We start from the raw sequence: 15,783 nt of genomic DNA on the forward strand, positions 1-15,783 counted from the left end.
GGCGCCGCAGGCGCGTCGGCAGAGTGACGCGAAACACGCCCCTCAGGAGGAGCCCACCATGTCCCATTCCGAGTCCCCTGCAGCACCCGCCCCCGTGCCGGAGGGCAACCCCGCCGTCATCGGCGTACCGACCTTCCTCGTCGGCTCGGTCGCCCTCGGCCTCGTGCTCGTCGGCTTCGTGCCCGCACCCGCCGCAGCCGCGTCCATCCCGATCATCGCGACCGCTACCGCCTTCGGTCAGATCGTCTCCGCTCTGTGGGCCTCGCGCCTGGGCCAGAACGCGGTCGCAGCCATCTTCGGCGTCTTCGCCGGCTTCTGGAGCAGCTACGCCGCGCTGGTGCTCGGCCTCACCCACGGCTGGTTCGCCATCCCGGCCGCCTCGGCGCTGCGCGTCCAGGAGCTGTTCCTCGGCTCCTGGCTGGCCGTCATCGTGCTGCTGACCCTGGCGTCGCTGCGGCTGCCGCTGGCGTTCACCGTCCTCTTCGCGCTCGTCGACTGCGCCCTGCTGCTGGTGCTGCTCGGCACCTCGCAGGGGAGCACGACGCTGACCCACCTCGGTGGCTACGCGGTCTTCTCGTTCGTGGCCGTCGGTGCGTACCTGTTCGTCGACGCCATGGCCCAGGCGACCGGTGGCAAGCCGCTGCCGATGGGGGCGCCCGTCCTGCGCTGAGTGCTGTCGTCGAGTGCTGTCGCCGTGCCCTCGGGTCGGCGTGGGGCCGTGGTGCGGAGAAGTCCGCAGCACGGCCCCTTCCGCGCTTCTCCGGGGCTGTTCGACGGCACCTGTCCGACCGGACGGGGAGGGTCCGATCCGTCCGGTGAGCACGGGCTCCTCACGCCGGATGGTTTGCGTTTCCCGTCCTCCCCACGGGGGTGTGACCGGCCTTACGTTCCGAGACGTCACCAGTCCACAACAGGAGGTTTCCCATGCAGGTTGACGAACTGCTCAAGCCGTTCCCGATCAAGGAGTTCCACCCGTTCCCGCGGGCGCTCCTCGGCCCCGGCGCGCACGAGATGATCGGTCCCGAGGCGATCAAGCTGGGCTTCCAGAAGCCTCTGGTCATGACGTCGGGCCTGCGCGGCACCGACGTGGTCCAGAAGATCGTGGACTCGCTGAAGTACCACGGGCTCGAGGCCGTCGTGTACGACAAGGTCGAGTCCAACCCCAAGGACTACAACGTCATGGACGCCGTCGCGCTCTACCAGCAGAACAAGTGCGACTCGTTCATCTCCATCGGCGGCGGCTCCTCGCACGACGCCTGCAAGGGCGCGCGGATCTCCGTGGCGCACGACGGTCGCAACGTCAACGAGTTCGAGGGCTTCAACAAGTCCGAGAACCCGAAGAACCCGCCGCACATCGCCGTCTCGACGACCGCGGGCACCGGCTCGGAGACGTCGTGGGCCTACGTCATCACCGACACCACGACCGACCCCGACAACCCGCACAAGTACGTCGCCTTCGACGACGCCTCGGTCGCCACGCTGGCCATCGACGACCCGGTGCTCTACTTCGACTGCCCGACCGACTACACCGCCCAGTGCGGCTTCGACGTCCTGGCGCACGCCTCCGAGCCCTACGTCTCCCGGCTCAACTTCGAGCCGTCGCTGGGCAACGCGATCCGCGCCATCAAGCTGACCGCGGAGAACCTGCGGGAGGCCGTGTGGAACGGCCAGGACCTCAAGGGCCGCGAGGGCATGATGTACGCCCAGTACATCGCCGCTCAGGCGTTCAACTCCGGCGGCCTCGGGATCATCCACTCGATCTCGCACGCGGTCAGTGCCTTCTACGACACCCACCACGGCCTGAACAACGCCATCGCGCTGCCGCGCGTGTGGGCGTTCAACATGCCGGCGGCGTACGGCCGCTTCGCGGAGATCGCGGAGGCCATGGGCATCGACACCCACGGCATGACCAAGCCGCAGGCCGCCGACGCGGCCCTGGCCGCCGCGATCCGGCTGCTGCGCGACGTGGGCATCCCGGAGAGGTTCACCGACGTCACCCAGGACTCGTACTCGAAGAACCGCCTGGGCCAGGGGCCCACGCAGTACTACGCGAACGCCAAGGTGATCAGCGGCGACGCCGCCGACGTGGACCGGATCACGAACCACGTCCTCGGCGACGCCTGCACCCCGGGCAACGCCAAGGAGTGCACCTTCGAGACGGTCCGGCCGGTGGTCGACCACTGCATGAACGGCGACCTGGACGACCTCCTGTCCTGATCCGTCCTGATCGCGTACGACGCGGTCCGGCCCGGGTGCCGCACTGACCCCGGGCCGGACCGAACCACCCCCTGATCCAGAAGGAGTCCCGCGTGTCCAGCCAGCTCGCCGCCGTATCCACGCCCCATCCCGGTTTCACCGACGTCGCGGACGTGGTCGCCCAGTTCTCCGACCACGGCTACCTGGCCGACGAGCGCCTGGCCACGACCGTGTTCCTGCAGACGCGGCTGGACAAGCCGGTCCTGCTCGAGGGCCCGGCCGGTGTCGGCAAGACCCAGCTCGCCAAGACCCTCGCCGAGGTCACCGGCCGCCGGCTGCTGCGGCTGCAGTGCTACGAGGGCCAGGACGAGACCACGGCCCTCTACGAGTGGGACTACGGCCGTCAGCTGCTCTACACCCAGCTGCTGCGCGAGAAGGTCGGCGCGCTCGTCGCCGACGAGCCCGACCTCGGTGCGGCCGTCGACCGGCTCGCCGGTGAGGAGAGCGCGTTCTTCTCCGAGCGGTTCCTCGCCCCGCGCCCGTTGCTCGAGGCGGTGCGCTCGCCCGAGCCGGTCGTGCTGCTGATCGACGAGGTGGATCGCGCTGACGAGGCGCTGGAGGCGGTGCTCCTCGAGCTGCTCGCGGAGTACCAGGTCTCCGTGCCCGAGCTCGGCACCTTCACGGCCCGGCACGCGCCGTACGTCGTGCTCACCTCCAACAACACCCGCGACCTCTCCGCGGCCCTCAAGCGGCGGTGCCTGCACCTCTCGCTCGACTACCCGGACGCGGCGCGGGAGCTGGAGATCATCCGCTCCAAGGAGACCGGTCTCGACGACGCGCTCGCGCGGCACCTGGTCGAGGTCGTGCGCGGCCTGCGCGAGCTGGACCTCCGCAAGGCGCCCAGCATCTCCGAGACGGTCGACTGGGCCCGCACGCTCGCCGTCCTGGGGGCGAGCGAGCTCACCGCGGAGGTGCTCTCCTCGACCGCGAACGTGGTCGCCAAGTACGACCGGGACCTGCGCCGCACCCTCGAGGCGCTGCCGCGGCTCGTCGACCCGAACGCCGAGGTGCCGGACCACCTCGATCACGGGCACGGTCACGGGCATGGCCACGGGCACGGTCAGCACGACCACGGTCAGCACGACCTCGCCGAGGGTGAGCCCGACGGCGCCGCCGTACGCCGGGCGATGGATGCGCCGGGACGTCACGACGACGCCTACTACGGCACCGGGAGGCTCGGCCCCTCGCGGCCCGTCCCGGCCGGCCAGGGCACGCGCTCGTTCGCCGCCCGTCGGCCCTTCTGAGGACGGCGACCATGGACGGCGCGCTGCACCGGTTCGTGCGGCTGCTGCGGCTGCACGGCATCCGGATCGGCATCTCCGAGGTGGCGGACGCCTCGCGGGCGTGCGCCGTCCCCGGCGTCCTCGCCGACCGCGAGGTGCTCCGCAGCGCGCTGCGGGTCTGCCTGGTCAAGGACCGTCGCGACGAGGCGGCGTTCGACCGGGTCTTCGACCGGTTCTTCCGGCTGGTGCCGGTGGTCCCGGCCGCCGACGATCACGGCCACTCGCACGCGCACGACGACCTCGACGACGACGGCCGGCTCGAGCAGTTCGTGCTGTCGGAGGAGCCCGGCAGGACGCCGGACCAGGGGCACAGCCACGGCAAGCCCCAGGACATCCGCGACTACTTCGACCCCGACGACCTGGCCCAGCAGTACAACCTGCACCAGGAGGCCAACAAGCTCGACATGGCCGCCATGACCGACGAGGTCGTGCTCTCCAACGACACCCCCCAGTCGGCCGAGCAGGCCGCGCGGGTCCAGCTCGACACGAGCCGGCTGCACAACCCCGGCCGGCCCGGGAAGCTCAACGAGCATGCCGGGACCCGGCTCGACGTCGAGCTCACCGTTGCCGAGGAGCTGGCGCTGCTGGCGTGGCTCGACGACCCCGAGCAGGTCGAGGGCGCGACTATCGCGCCGGACGAGATCGCGGCCCTTCGTGAGGCGCTGTCGGGGCTGCTGGACGGGCTCCCCGAGGCGCTGCGGCACCACCTCGAGTCGCTGATGGCGACCGACGCGAGCATCGAGTCGCGCGAGGTGGAGGCCCGTGCCCTCGAGCTGGTCGGGGAGCAGGAGCGGGCCGACCTGGAGGACGCCCTGCGGCGCCTGATCCGCAGCCTGCACGGGGCTCCTCGGGCCCGACGCAAGGTGTCGGCCCGGGGCTCCATCGACGCGTCCCGGACGATGCGGCGCAACCTGCGCCACGACGGCGTGCCCTTCCGGCCGGTGACCGTCGCGCGGGTCGCCGACCGGCCCCGGCTGCTCGTGCTCGCCGACGTCTCGCTGTCGGTGCGCGCCGCCGCCCGCTTCACCCTGCAGCTGGTGCACGGACTGCAGGGGATGGTCGGCCACGTCCGCACCTTCGCGTTCGTCTCCGACCTCGCCGAGGTCACCGACCTGTTCGCCGAGCACCCGATGGAGGAGGCCCTCTCCCTGGTCGTCTCGGGCCTGCCCGCCGGCGGCGTGCTGGACGTCGATGCCGACTCCGACTACGGATCGGCCTTCGGCACCTTCCTCGAGGAGTACGGCGGAGCCATCAACCGCCGCACGACGGTGATCGTGCTCGGAGACGGTCGCAGCAACGGCAACGAGCCGGGCCTGCGCGCCTTCGAGGAGATCACCCGGCGCGCGCGGGAGACCATCTGGATCACCCCGGAGCCGCGCTGGTCGTGGCGGCTCGGCGCGTGCGACCTCCCGGCGTACGCCACCTTCTGCGACCGCGTCCACGTCGTCCGCGACCTCGCCGGCCTCGACCTGGTCACCGCGCACCTCGGGGAGGTCGTGCGGTGACGGTGATCGACCCGCTGCCGCGGGCGACGCCCGGGCGCTACCGCGACCATGTCGTCGAGGTGGTGCGGGGAGGAGCGGTGCCGTCGTACGCCCGGCGTACCGCCTCCTTCGCGCACTGGAGCGAGGCCGGCCGGCTCCACCTGGCGCACGCGCTCGAGCGCGACGCGATCGACAACGACCTGGCCGGCCGGGTCGCCGCCGAGCTCTTCGCCGGCGAGCTGGAGGGGAGCGAGCTGTTCGAGCGGCTGCTCACCGGGATCGTCGTGTCCTCCGCCCCGGACCCGCTCGACGCGTGGGAGACCTTCTACCGCAACACCCTCGCCGGCCTGGAGCGCCTGGCCGACGCCCACCCCGCCAGCGGTACGCCGCCGGAGGGCTCGCTCGCGGGCTACGCGCCGGTCTACCGCCGCGCCCGCGCGCTGGTCGGTCCCGGCACGGTGCTCGAGCTCGGCAGCTGCTTCGGCTTCTTCAGCCTGCAGCTCGCCCGCGACCACGCGGTGACCGCCAGCGACCTCACCGCCAACACGGTGGGGCTGCTGGGCCGGGTCGCCTGCCGGCTCGGCACCGCGCTGGACACAATCGTCTGCGACGCGTCCGCGGTGCCGCGGCCGGACCGGTCCTACGACACGGTCGTGGCGCTGCACCTGCTCGAGCACCTCGACCCGGCCACGGGTGCCCGGGTGCTCGCCGAGATGCAGCGGCTGGCCGAGCACCGGGTCGTGGTCGCCGTACCGTTCGAGGACGAGCCGAGCCCGGAGTTCGGGCACGTGCGGGTCTTCACCCTCGACGTCCTCGCCGAACTGGGCGAGGAGAGCGGCTGGGACTGGCGGGCCGACGAGCACCACGGCGGCTGGCTGGTCCTCGACCGCCCGCCGAATCCCTAGCCCCGGCCCCGCGAATCAAGCGTTGTGGCCCGCCGAGATCACGATCTCGGTGGGCCACAACGCTTGATTCGGCTCAGATGAAGCCCTCCTTGCTGGCCACGTAGACGGCCTCGGCCCGCCGGGTCACCTGCAGCTTGCGCATGATGTTGCAGACGTGGAACTTCGCGGTCGTCTCGGAGATGAAGAGCTGCGCGCCGATGGCGCGGTTCGACATGCCGCGGGCCAGCAGCTGGAGCACGTCGTGCTCGCGGTCGGTGAGGTGGCGGTTCTCGGCCGCCGACTCGGCGTTGATGCCGCGCACCATCGCGGCGGCGCTGCGCGGGTCGAAGGCGCTCTCGCCGCGGTGGACGGCGCGGATCGCCTTGACCAGGTCGGAGGTGTCGACCTCCTTGACGACGTACCCGCGCGCGCCCTGGTGGATGGCCGCGAGCACCAGCTGGTCGTCGATGACGGTGGTGAGCACGAGCACGGCGATCTCGGGATGCAGCTGGTGCAGCTTCGCGCACACGTCGATGCCCTCGGTCTCGCTCGAGGGCGACAGGCGCAGGTCGAGCAGCACCACGTGCGGCCGCGCCGACCGCACGACCGGGAGCGTCTGGGCCGACGACGCCGCCTCGCCGACGACCGCGAGATCCGGCTCCCGCTCGAGGACCGATCGCAGGCCCTCGCGCACCATGGCGTGGTCGTCGACGATCACCAGCCGGATGACGTCGGGCGGCGCCTCGGTGTCATCCGGTACGACGGTCGGGGGCAGGGTGGTCAGGGTCATGAGGGCTCCTCGGTGGGGATCGACGGGGGACACGGGATGCGGGACTCGACGGTCACGCCGCCGGCCCGGGCGCGGCGGATGGTGAAGGAGCCGCCGAGCTCCTCGGCGCGGGACGCCATGCCGACCAGGCCGCGGTGCCGTCCGTCGGCGGTCCCGCGGCTGGCCAGGCGCATCGTCCGCCGCATCGCGGCGGGGTCTCCGTGGCCGTCGTCGCTGACCCGCAGGACGACGGTGCCGGGCAGGTAGCGCAGCGTCACCTGGGCGCGCCGGGCCCCGGAGTGCATGGCCACGTTGAACAGCGCCTCGCCAGCCGTCCTCGCGAGGGCGTGCTCGGCCGGCGTACCGAGCGCGACGGGGGAGCCCTCGACGCGCAGCCGGACCGCCAGGTGCGGGCGGTGCTGGGACGCGACCTCGGCGAGCAGCTCGGGCAGGCTCGCGACGTCCTCGGCCGTGCGCTCGTGGTGCAGCGCGTAGATGACCGAGCGGAGCTGCTCGGTCGCCCGGGCCGCCAGGTCCCGTGCCCGGTCCAGGTCGCGCGCCACCTCGGACCCCGCGTCGCCCGGATCCACCTCGCCGCGGAGGACCTCCAGCACCAGCCCGGCGGAGAGGACCGTCTGCGCCACGCTGTCGTGCAGCTCGAGCGCGATGCGGCGGCGCTCGCGCTCGAGCAGCTCGCGCTGGTCGGCGACCCGCAGCCGCTGCTCGGCGACCCGCAGCTCCTCGGTACGCCGGTGCAGCACCCGCGCCTGCTCCGACACCTCGTCGAAGAGCCGCTGCGCGCGCCCCTGCTGGGCGAGCCCGCTGCGGTAGAGCTCGCTGGTGTGCAGCGACACGGCGGCCAGGTTGCCGAGGATGTGCAGCACCGAGACGTCCGGCGCCTCGATGGTGAGGCCGGGGTCGTGCCGCGCGACCAGGGCGCCGATCGCCCGGCCCTCCAGCATCATCGGCACCCGCACCGTGCCGGGCACCCGGGCACCACCGTCGACCACGGAGAGCATCTCGTCGGTCAGCCCGTCACGCCGGGAGTCGACGGCGCCGTCGCTGCGCATGGCGAGGAAGCGGGGCCGGATGCCGGGCAGCGCGCCGCTCTCCAGCGCGAGCACCACCCAGCTCGCCTGCAGGTGGTGCAGCGCGACCTCCACGATCGTCTCCAGCAGCACGCGCGGCCCGGCCGTGGAGTGGACGAGCGCCCCCGAGATCGAGTCCATGGCCGCGACGGCGGACTGCAGCCGCTCGTTCGAGCGCTGGTACGCCGAGTAGTAGGTCCGCTTGCCGGAGCGGACCCCGGTGAGGGCGGCCAGGTCGGGCGAGTCGGGTGCGATCGCCGTACGCCCGGTGGTCACAGCGACTCGTGGAAGATCCCGGCGATGTCGTCGGCATCCGCGGGACGGGGGTTGGTGGCCAGGCACGCGTCGCGTACGGCGGTCGCCGCCAGCCTGGGCACATCGGACGCGCTGACGCCGAGCGCGCCGAGCCGGCGCGGAGCACCGACCGCGTCGGCGAGCTCCTGCACGTGGTCGGCGAGCATCTCGGCGGCCTCGGGCGCCGGGCGCCGGGCGACGTCGAGCCCCATCGCCTGGGCGAGCGCGGCGAACCGCTCCGGCACGACCTGGGCGTTGAACCGGATGACGTGGGGCAGCAGGACGCCGTTGATGACGCCGTGCGGGAGGTCGAGCAGGCCGCCGACCTGGTGGCTCATCGCGTGGGTGGCGCCGAGGATCGAGTTGGAGAACGCGAGACCGGCCTCGAGGCTCGCCTGCGCCATCAGCAGCCGCGCCTCCTCGTTGCCCGGCGCCTCGACGTTGCGGCGCAGCGCCCGCGAGACGAGCCGCGCGGCGGACAGGGCGTGGCAGTCGCCGAGCGGGTTGTGGCCGAGCGACACGTAGGCCTCCACCGCGTGGGTGAGCGCGTCGAGCCCGGTGGCGGCGGCGAGGTCCTGCGGCATGGTCGTCAGCAGCCGCGGATCGGTGAGCGAGATGTCGGGCACCAGGGACCGGCCCATGATCGTCATCTTCACGGCGTTGGCGGTGTCGGTGACGATGCAGAACTGGGAGACGTCCGAGCCCGTCCCGGCGGTCGACGGGATCATCAGCAGCGGCGGGATCGGCCGGGTCACCCGGTCGACCCCGGCGAAGTCGCGGATGCTTCCCCCGTTGCCGCTGAGGATGGCGATCCCCTTCGCGGCGTCGAGCACCGAGCCGCCGCCGATGCCGATGATCACGTCGGCGCCGTACTCGACGTAGTGGCGGTGCCCGTCCTCCACCTCGTGGTCCTTGGGGTTCGGCGTCACCCCGGCCCACACCTGCGGGTCCAGCCCGGCGTCGTGGAGGTGGTCGAGCAGCTCGGCCACCCAGCCGGCCTCGATCAGGCCGGAGTCGGTGACCACGAGCGGGCGTCGCGCCCCGAGCCGGCCCGCGCAGAACCCGGCCTCGGCGAGCGAGTCCAGCCCGAAGACCATCTCCGGGACGTGGAACTTCAACAGCCGACGGCCGGGGTCCCGCGCCGGTGGGACGGGGGCCAGTGGTGGAGGGGCGGCGAGCATGGACATCGGTTGCCTCCTCGATCCCGGACGACCCGCCGCCTGCGGCCACGGCGGATCGGGTCAACGTAGGCGCAACAAGGTTGCAACGTCGTTGCAATTTGTGACCGCGGTCACCTCCTCGGCCGCGTCGGAACGGCGTCGCTGCAGGTCATCGGCAACAATGACGGTTCCGACCCGAGGAGCGAGACATGGTGAGGTTCCTGGCCCGGTGGGCCATCACGGCGGTGGCCCTTGCCGCGGCCGCGCAGGTCATGGACGGCATCTGGTTCGACGGCCCCACGCAGGGGTCGGCCGAGTGGCACCACAAGCTGGTCCCGCTGCTGGTCGTCGCGCTCATCTCGTGCGTCGTCACGGCGTTCCTGAAGCCGCTGCTCACGATCCTGTCCATCCCGTTCATCCTGCTGACGCTCGGGTTCTTCCTGATCGTGATCAACGCGCTGCTGCTCAAGCTGACCGCCGCCCTCGCGGGCGGCTTCGGCGCCGACTTCCACGTCCGTGGCTTCTGGCCCGCGGTCGGCGGCGCCATCGTGATCAGCGTCGTGACCTGGATCCTGGACGCGCTCTTCGGCCCGGACGACGACTGACCCGTGGTCCCGCGGATCGGGCCGCTCCCCAGCCACCAGCTCTTCGTCGGGCTGGGGGTCGCCGCGGCGATCGTCGTCTTCGTCGCCGAGGCCAGGCGACGGGGTCAGACCGACGAGCGGCTGATCCACGTCGTGGCCGGCGGTCTGGTCGGCGGCGCGCTGCTGATGCGGCTCGGCACCTGGGCCCAGCACCTCCAGCTCCGCGAGAACGCGAGCCTCGCCGAGCAGTGGGCCTACGGCAACCGCTCGATCCTGGGCGGCCTGCTCGGCGCCTGGCTGGGCGTCCACGTCGCCAAGCGGCTGACCCGCTACCCGCTGCGCACCGGCGACCTCTTCGCCCCGGCGGTCGCCCTCGGCATGGCCGTCGGCCGTATCGGCTGCCTGCTTACCGAGCCGACCCGCACCGGCGGCACCAACTGGTCCTTCCTGGACGAGATCGTCTTCCAGCTCGTCTGCTTCCTGGTCCTGTGGCTGTGGCTGCGGTACGTCGCCCTGCCGCCCGGCACCCTGTTCGTCTGGTACGTCGCCGCGTACGGCGTCTTCCGCTTCCTCATCGAGTTCGTCCGGGGCAATGACATCGCCTGGCACGGGCTGACCCGCCCGCAGCTGTTCCTCCTGGTCACGATCCCGATCGTGCTGACCCGGATCGTTTGGCAGTGGCGCAGCGGGGCATATCGGGGATTCCGGGCCGAGCGGGAGGAGGTCGCAGCGTGAGCACACCGAGGGGCGCCGGGATGCCGCTGCGCGATGCCCGCATCCACCGCTACGTCAACGCGTTCTGCCCGCTGTGCCACGAGGAGCGCCCGGACCGGCCGCTCGCCGAGGTGCAGCGGCTCAGCGGCCGGCTGGTGATCCGCGACGACCGGGTGTGGCTGGAGCGCGGCTGCGCGACCCACGGCCTGGTCCGCACGCTGTACGACGAGAGCCCCGAGATCCTGCGCTACCTCGAGCAGTGGACCGCCCCGACCAAGGTCCACACGCCCGACCGGGAGGGCAACTTCGCCCCGATCCCGGCGGCGTACGAGCACGGCCTGCCGGAGATGCAGACCCAGCACACCTGCATCCTGCTCGAGGACCTGCTCGACCACTGCAACCTGAAGTGCCCGACCTGCTTCGCCGAGTCCGCGCCGGCGCTGGCGAGCGTCGCGCCGCTGGAGCAGGTGCTGGCCAGCATCGACCAACGGCTGGCCCGCGAGAACGGCCGCATCGACGTGCTGATGCTGTCCGGCGGCGAGCCGACGCTCTACCCGCGGCTGCGCGAGCTGCTCGCCGAGGTCGCCCGCCGCCCGATCGTGCGCGTGCTGATCAACACCAACGGCCTGCTGATCGCCCGCGAGGACGCACTGCTCGACCTGCTGACCGAGCACCGGGAGCGGGTCGAGGTCTACCTGCAGTACGACGGCGGCTCGGCCGAGGCGTCGACGTACCACCGCGGCGCGGACCTGCGCCGGTTCAAGGACGACGCCCTCGCCCGGCTGTCGCAGCGCGGCATCTTCACCACCCTGACCATGACCGCGGCGCTGGGCGTCAACGACGACGAGATCGGGCTCGTCCTCAAGCGGGCCCTGGACACGCCGTACGTCGGCGGGGTGACCGTCCAGCCGGTGTTCGGCAGCGGTCGCAGCGCCGGCCTCGACCCGCTCGACCGGCTCACCCACACCGGCGTGCTGGCGCGGCTGGAGGAGCAGACCGGCGGGCTGGTGACCTGGCGCGACCTCACCGCGCTGCCCTGCAGCCACCCGCACTGCTGCTCGGTGGGCTACCTGCTCAAGGACGACAGCGGCGCCTGGCGGTCGCTGGTCTCGCTGATCGGCCCCGACCGGCTCAAGCAGTGGCTCGACCTCGAGCCCGACCTGCTCGCCAACCGGATCGCCGACGACACGATCCCCGAGGCGATGCGCAGCGTGGTCAAGGGCTCACTGCTCGACCTGCTCTCCGAGCAGTCCAGCCTCAGCCATCCGTCGATGTCCTCGATCTGGCGCGACATCTGCGAGGGCTGCGACCTGGGCGTCGGCACGCTCACCACCCTCGCCACCTCGCGGCTGCCCGGACAGCGCCAGCGGCTGCGCCGGCTGCTGGGCGAGCGCGTGCTGCGGGTGACCGTGAAGCCGTTCATGGACATGAACACGATGATCGAGGAGCGGCTCACCCAGTGCTGCGTGCACGTCGCGACGGTGGGCGAGGAGGGCGGCCACCAGTGCGCGCCCTTCTGCGCGGTCCAGGCCTGGGCGCCGCTCGCCCGCACCCGACTGTCCACCGCCACCGGCACCATCCCCGCAGAAGAGGTACGACGATGAGCCCAGACCCCCGTCTCGTCCAGCCCCAGCGCGTGGAGACCGCCGGCGACACCGCCTGCGGTGAGCACCGCTACTGGTGCTGGAAGCGGATCACCGGGGCCTCGCTGCTGGCGGCCGCCGCCCTCGCCCTGGTGTGGCGGGCGGTCCGGTGAGCTACCCGAGCTACCCGCCACCGCCGCCGGGGTGGCAGCCGCCGCCCCGCAAGAGGACGAACTGGCCCGCCTACATCCTCGGCGCGATCTTCGGCGCCCCCGCCGTCGGCGCGCTGGTCGGTGGCATCGACGCGCTGCTGACCTCGATCAGCCAGCAGCTCTCCAGCGTCGCCGGCCTGCTGAGCGTGGTGTTGGTGATCGGGATCCCCGTCGGCCTGATCATCCCCGAGCGCACCCGCCCCTGGGGGATCGGGATCCTCATCGGCTTCGCGCTCTGGGCGATCATCGCGGCGGGCGCGTGCGTCGTCCTCCTCGCCGTCCTCGTCAACGGCGAGAGCAACCACTAGACGTTGCGCCGGTACTGACCCCCGACCTCGAAGAACGCCTCGGTGACCTGGCCGAGGGAGCAGACCCGGGCGGCCTCCATGAGGGCCGCGAAGATGTTCTCGCCGCTCGTGGCGGTCTCCTTGAGCCGCGCGATGGCGGCCGCGGACTCGCCGGCGTGACGGGACTGGAAGTCCCGGACCCGCCGCAGCTGCGACTCCTTCTCCGCCTCGCTGGCGCGCATCAGCTCGACCTCGGGCGGCTCCTCGCCGTCGGGGGCGCGGAAGGTGTTGACGCCGATGATGGGCAGGCTGCCGTCGTGCTTGCGGTGCTCGTAGAGCATCGACTCGTCCTGGATCCGGCCGCGCTGGTAGCCGGTCTCCATCGCCCCCAGCACCCCGCCGCGCTCCGAGATCCGGTCGAACTCCTGGAGGACGGCCTCCTCGACCAGGTCGGTGAGCTCGTCGACGATGTAGGCGCCCTGCAGGGGGTTCTCGTTCATCGCCAGCCCCCACTCACGGTTGATGATCAGCTGGATCGCGAGCGCGCGGCGTACCGACTCCGCGGAGGGGGTGGTGACGGCCTCGTCGTAGGCGTTGGTGTGCAGCGAGTTCGCGTTGTCGTACGTCGCGCACAGGGCCTGCAGGGTGGTGCGGATGTCGTTGAAGCTCATCTCCTGCGCGTGCAGCGAGCGGCCCGAGGTCTGCACGTGGTACTTCAGCTTCTGGGAGCGCTCGTTGGCGCCGTACCGCTCCTTCATCGCGACCGCCCAGATCCGGCGCGCGACGCGCCCCATCACGGTGTACTCCGCGTCCATGCCGTTGCTGAAGAAGAACGACAGGTTCGGCGCGAAGTCGTCGATGTCCATCCCGCGTGCGAGGTAGGACTCGACGTAGGTGAAGCCGTTCGCGAGGGTGAAGGCGAGCTGGCTGATCGGGTTCGCTCCGGCCTCGGCGATGTGGTAGCCGGAGATCGAGACCGAGTAGAAGTTGCGCACCTGCTGGTCGATGAACCACTGCTGCACGTCGGCCATGCAGCGCAGCGAGAACTCGGTGGAGAACAGGCAGGTGTTCTGGCCCTGGTCCTCCTTGAGGATGTCGGCCTGGACGGTGCCACGCACGGTCCGCAGCGCCTCGGCGGGGTCGACCCCGCGCTCGGCGGCCTGGTCCAGGACGGTGTTGAGGAAGAACGCCAGGATCGTCGGCGCCGGGCCGTTGATCGTCATGGACACCGACGTCGCCGGCGACAGCAGGTCGATGCCGTCGAAGAGCTCCTTCATGTCGTCCAGCGTCGCGACCGAGACGCCGGAGGTGCCGACCTTGCCGTAGATGTCGGGGCGCTCGTCGGGGTCGCGGCCGTAGAGGGTCACCGAGTCGAACGCCGTCGACAGCCGTGCCGCCGGCTGGCCCTCGATGAGCAGCTTGAACCGCTTGTTGGTGCGGGCAGGGTCGCCCTCGCCCGCGAACATCCGCGCCGGGTCCTCGCCCTGCCGCCGGAACGGGAAGACGCCCGCCGTGAACGGGTAGTGGCCCGGCAGGTTCTCCCGGCGCAGGTAGCGCACCAGCTCGCCGTGGTCCTCGGTGCGGGGTACGGCGACCCGGGGGATCCGCGTCCCGGTGAGCGTCTCGCGTCCGTGGGTGGCCGTGTCCTCGTCGTACGACGCGACGGTGGCGGGCCAGGTCTCCAACTGCTCGGCGACCTCGCGGGGCAGGTCGCGCGCCGCCTGCTCGGCGAGCTCGGCGGCCTCGACGACCTCTCCGGCGACGGTGGCGAACGCCTGCGCCCGGCGGGCCTTCCCGACGAGCTCGAGCGTGGCGGCGTGGTAGCCGCGCACCGTCTCCGCGATCTCGGCGAGATAGCGGGTCCGGTCGGCGGGCAGCACCTGCTGGATGCGCGTCGAGGTCTTCGTGGCGACCAGCGGCAGCCGGCCCTCGGCCACGGCCAGACCGCGGTCGGCCAGCTGTCCGCGCAGGAACTGGTACAGCGCGGTGACGCCGTCGTCGTCGAAGGTCGCGGCCGAGGTGCCGAAGACCGGCATCGCGTCCGGCCCGGAGCCGAAGGCCTCCCTGTTGCGGACCAGCTGCCGGCCCACGTCGCGCAGCGCGTCGGCCGCGCCGCGGCGCTCGAACTTGTTGATCGCCACCGCGTCGGCGAAGTCGAGCATGTCGATCTTCTCCAGCTGTGACGCGGCGCCGAACTCCGGCGTCATCACGTAGAGGGAGGTGTCGACGAAGGGCACGATCGCGGCGTCGCCCTGGCCGATGCCGGGCGTCTCGACGATCACCAGGTCGAAGCCGGCGGCCTTGACCAGGTCGATGATGTCGGTGAGGTGCTCGGGCACCTCGTGGGCGCCGCGGGTGGCCAGGCTGCGGAAGAAGACGCGGTCGCGATCCAGGCCGTGGCCGGAGAGGTCGAGGCTGTTCATCCGGATCCGGTCGCCCAGCAGGGCGCCGCCGCCGCGCCGCCGGGTCGGGTCGATCGCCAGCACCGCGACGCGGATCTTGTCCTCCTGGTCGACCCGCAGCCGGCGTACGAGCTCGTCGGTGAGGCTGGACTTGCCGGACCCGCCGGTGCCGGTGATGCCGAGGACCGGCACCTCGCGCCGGGCCGCGGCGGCGCGGACCGTCTCCAGGAAGGAGTCGTCGAGCTGGCCGGTCTCGGCGCCGCTGATCGCACGCGCCAGCGCACCCCGCTGCCCCGCGACCACCTGCTCGGCGGTCACCGGCCCGACGCTCCAGGGGTCGAAGTCGCAGTCCGCGACCACGGTGTTCACCATGCCGGGCAGGCCGAGCCGCTGGCCGTCCTCGGGCGAGAAGATCGTGACGCCGGAGGCGCGCAGGCGCTCGATCTCCTCGGGCACGATCACCCCGCCGCCGCCGCCGACGACCCGGACGTGGTCGGCGCCGCGCTCGCGCAGCATGCCGACGAGGTACTCGAAGTACTCCACGTGCCCGCCCTGGTACGACGACACGGCGATGCCCTGCACGTCCTCCTCGATCGCGGCCTCGACGACCTCGGCGACCGAGCGGTTGTGCCCGAGGTGGATCACCTCGCAGCCCTGGCTCTGGAAGATCCGCCGCATGATGTTGATCGACGCGTCGTGGCCGTCGAACAGGCTCGACGCGGAGACCAGGCGGACCGGGTGGGTGGGCTCGTGCAGGCGGTGCTCGGACAACTCGGCTCCCGA

At 72.0% G+C, this 15,783-nt stretch carries 14 protein-coding genes; 10 read left to right on the forward strand and 4 right to left on the reverse strand.

What is annotated here, in order from left to right; all coding sequences use genetic code 11:
* Positions 1 to 58: 58 nt before the first annotated feature.
* The 5 genes from ACYU8V_RS16430 to mftM all read left to right on the forward strand — a co-directional run bounded on the left by ACYU8V_RS16430 (position 59) and on the right by mftM (position 5,928).
* Entirely contained in the window at positions 59 to 670 is a 612-nt protein-coding gene (locus ACYU8V_RS16430; protein WP_460848869.1) for a GPR1/FUN34/YaaH family transporter, read from the forward strand.
* Between the two features lie 254 nt (positions 671 to 924).
* Positions 925 to 2,217 carry an NDMA-dependent methanol dehydrogenase gene (gene mdo / locus ACYU8V_RS16435; protein WP_460848870.1) on the forward strand — a complete coding sequence of 431 codons (1,293 nt, stop codon included), beginning with the start codon at positions 925 to 927 and terminating at the stop codon, positions 2,215 to 2,217.
* 92 nt (positions 2,218 to 2,309) lie between these two features.
* Positions 2,310 to 3,500: an AAA family ATPase gene (locus tag ACYU8V_RS16440; protein ID WP_460848871.1), complete on the forward strand. Its 1,191-nt coding sequence runs from the start codon at positions 2,310 to 2,312 to the stop codon at positions 3,498 to 3,500.
* Between the two features lie 11 nt (positions 3,501 to 3,511).
* Positions 3,512 to 5,044 (forward strand): VWA domain-containing protein, encoded by a 1,533-nt coding sequence (locus tag ACYU8V_RS16445; RefSeq protein WP_460848872.1) that lies wholly within the window; start codon positions 3,512 to 3,514, stop codon positions 5,042 to 5,044.
* A complete protein-coding gene (gene mftM, locus ACYU8V_RS16450) occupies positions 5,041 to 5,928 on the forward strand; it encodes a mycofactocin oligosaccharide methyltransferase MftM (protein ID WP_460848874.1) in 888 nt (295 codons plus the stop codon). Before ACYU8V_RS16445 ends, mftM begins: the two co-directional genes overlap by 4 nt.
* Before the next feature lie 73 nt (positions 5,929 to 6,001).
* On the opposite strand, the gene ACYU8V_RS16455 is transcribed toward mftM, so the two are convergent.
* From ACYU8V_RS16455 to ACYU8V_RS16465, 3 genes are read right to left on the reverse strand one after another with little or no spacing between them, the layout of a single operon-like run.
* A complete protein-coding gene (locus ACYU8V_RS16455; protein WP_460848876.1) occupies positions 6,002 to 6,697 on the reverse strand; it encodes a MadR family response regulator transcription factor in 696 nt (231 codons plus the stop codon).
* A complete protein-coding gene (locus tag ACYU8V_RS16460) occupies positions 6,694 to 8,040 on the reverse strand; it encodes a sensor histidine kinase (RefSeq protein WP_460848878.1) in 1,347 nt (448 codons plus the stop codon). The genes ACYU8V_RS16455 and ACYU8V_RS16460 overlap by 4 nt, the downstream gene beginning before the upstream one ends.
* Entirely contained in the window at positions 8,037 to 9,245 is a 1,209-nt protein-coding gene (locus ACYU8V_RS16465; protein ID WP_460848879.1) for an iron-containing alcohol dehydrogenase, read from the reverse strand. Before ACYU8V_RS16465 ends, ACYU8V_RS16460 begins: the two co-directional genes overlap by 4 nt.
* A gap of 182 nt (positions 9,246 to 9,427) precedes the next feature.
* Here ACYU8V_RS16465 and ACYU8V_RS16470 point away from each other — a divergent pair, with 182 nt between their 5' ends.
* The 5 genes from ACYU8V_RS16470 to ACYU8V_RS16490 are packed head-to-tail and all read left to right on the forward strand — an operon-like array spanning position 9,428 to position 12,619.
* A complete protein-coding gene (locus ACYU8V_RS16470; protein WP_460848881.1) occupies positions 9,428 to 9,823 on the forward strand; it encodes a phage holin family protein in 396 nt (131 codons plus the stop codon).
* A 3-nt stretch (positions 9,824 to 9,826) separates the two neighbouring features.
* Positions 9,827 to 10,537 (forward strand): prolipoprotein diacylglyceryl transferase family protein, encoded by a 711-nt coding sequence (locus tag ACYU8V_RS16475; protein ID WP_460848883.1) that lies wholly within the window; start codon positions 9,827 to 9,829, stop codon positions 10,535 to 10,537.
* Positions 10,534 to 12,120, forward strand: a complete 1,587-nt coding sequence (locus tag ACYU8V_RS16480; RefSeq protein WP_460848885.1) for a radical SAM protein — start codon at positions 10,534 to 10,536, stop codon at positions 12,118 to 12,120. Before ACYU8V_RS16475 ends, ACYU8V_RS16480 begins: the two co-directional genes overlap by 4 nt.
* Complete coding sequence (locus ACYU8V_RS16485) at positions 12,117 to 12,272, forward strand: hypothetical protein (RefSeq protein WP_460848887.1); 156 nt, start codon at positions 12,117 to 12,119, stop codon at positions 12,270 to 12,272. The genes ACYU8V_RS16480 and ACYU8V_RS16485 overlap by 4 nt, the downstream gene beginning before the upstream one ends.
* Positions 12,269 to 12,619: a hypothetical protein gene (locus ACYU8V_RS16490; protein ID WP_460848889.1), complete on the forward strand. Its 351-nt coding sequence runs from the start codon at positions 12,269 to 12,271 to the stop codon at positions 12,617 to 12,619. Before ACYU8V_RS16485 ends, ACYU8V_RS16490 begins: the two co-directional genes overlap by 4 nt.
* Here ACYU8V_RS16490 and icmF read toward each other — a convergent pair.
* Positions 12,616 to 15,771 (reverse strand): fused isobutyryl-CoA mutase/GTPase IcmF, encoded by a 3,156-nt coding sequence (gene icmF, locus ACYU8V_RS16495; protein WP_460848890.1) that lies wholly within the window; start codon positions 15,769 to 15,771, stop codon positions 12,616 to 12,618. The two genes, ACYU8V_RS16490 and icmF, sit on opposite strands and share 4 nt — an antisense overlap.
* Positions 15,772 to 15,783 lie beyond the last annotated feature (12 nt).

This window comes from Nocardioides ultimimeridianus (assembly GCF_054777895.1).

Excerpts from the sequence above, each read along its gene's own strand:
- ACYU8V_RS16430 (WP_460848869.1), top strand. The coding sequence starts at position 59 with ATGTCCCATTCCGAGTCCCCTGCAGCACCCGCCCCCGTGCCGGAGGGC.
- mdo (WP_460848870.1), top strand. The coding sequence starts at position 925 with ATGCAGGTTGACGAACTGCTCAAGCCGTTCCCGATCAAGGAGTTCCAC.
- ACYU8V_RS16445 (WP_460848872.1), top strand. The coding sequence starts at position 3,512 with ATGGACGGCGCGCTGCACCGGTTCGTGCGGCTGCTGCGGCTGCACGGC.
- ACYU8V_RS16455 (WP_460848876.1), bottom strand. The coding sequence starts at position 6,697 with ATGACCCTGACCACCCTGCCCCCGACCGTCGTACCGGATGACACCGAG.
- ACYU8V_RS16465 (WP_460848879.1), bottom strand. The coding sequence starts at position 9,245 with ATGTCCATGCTCGCCGCCCCTCCACCACTGGCCCCCGTCCCACCGGCG.
- ACYU8V_RS16470 (WP_460848881.1), top strand. The coding sequence starts at position 9,428 with ATGGTGAGGTTCCTGGCCCGGTGGGCCATCACGGCGGTGGCCCTTGCC.
- ACYU8V_RS16485 (WP_460848887.1), top strand. The coding sequence starts at position 12,117 with ATGAGCCCAGACCCCCGTCTCGTCCAGCCCCAGCGCGTGGAGACCGCC.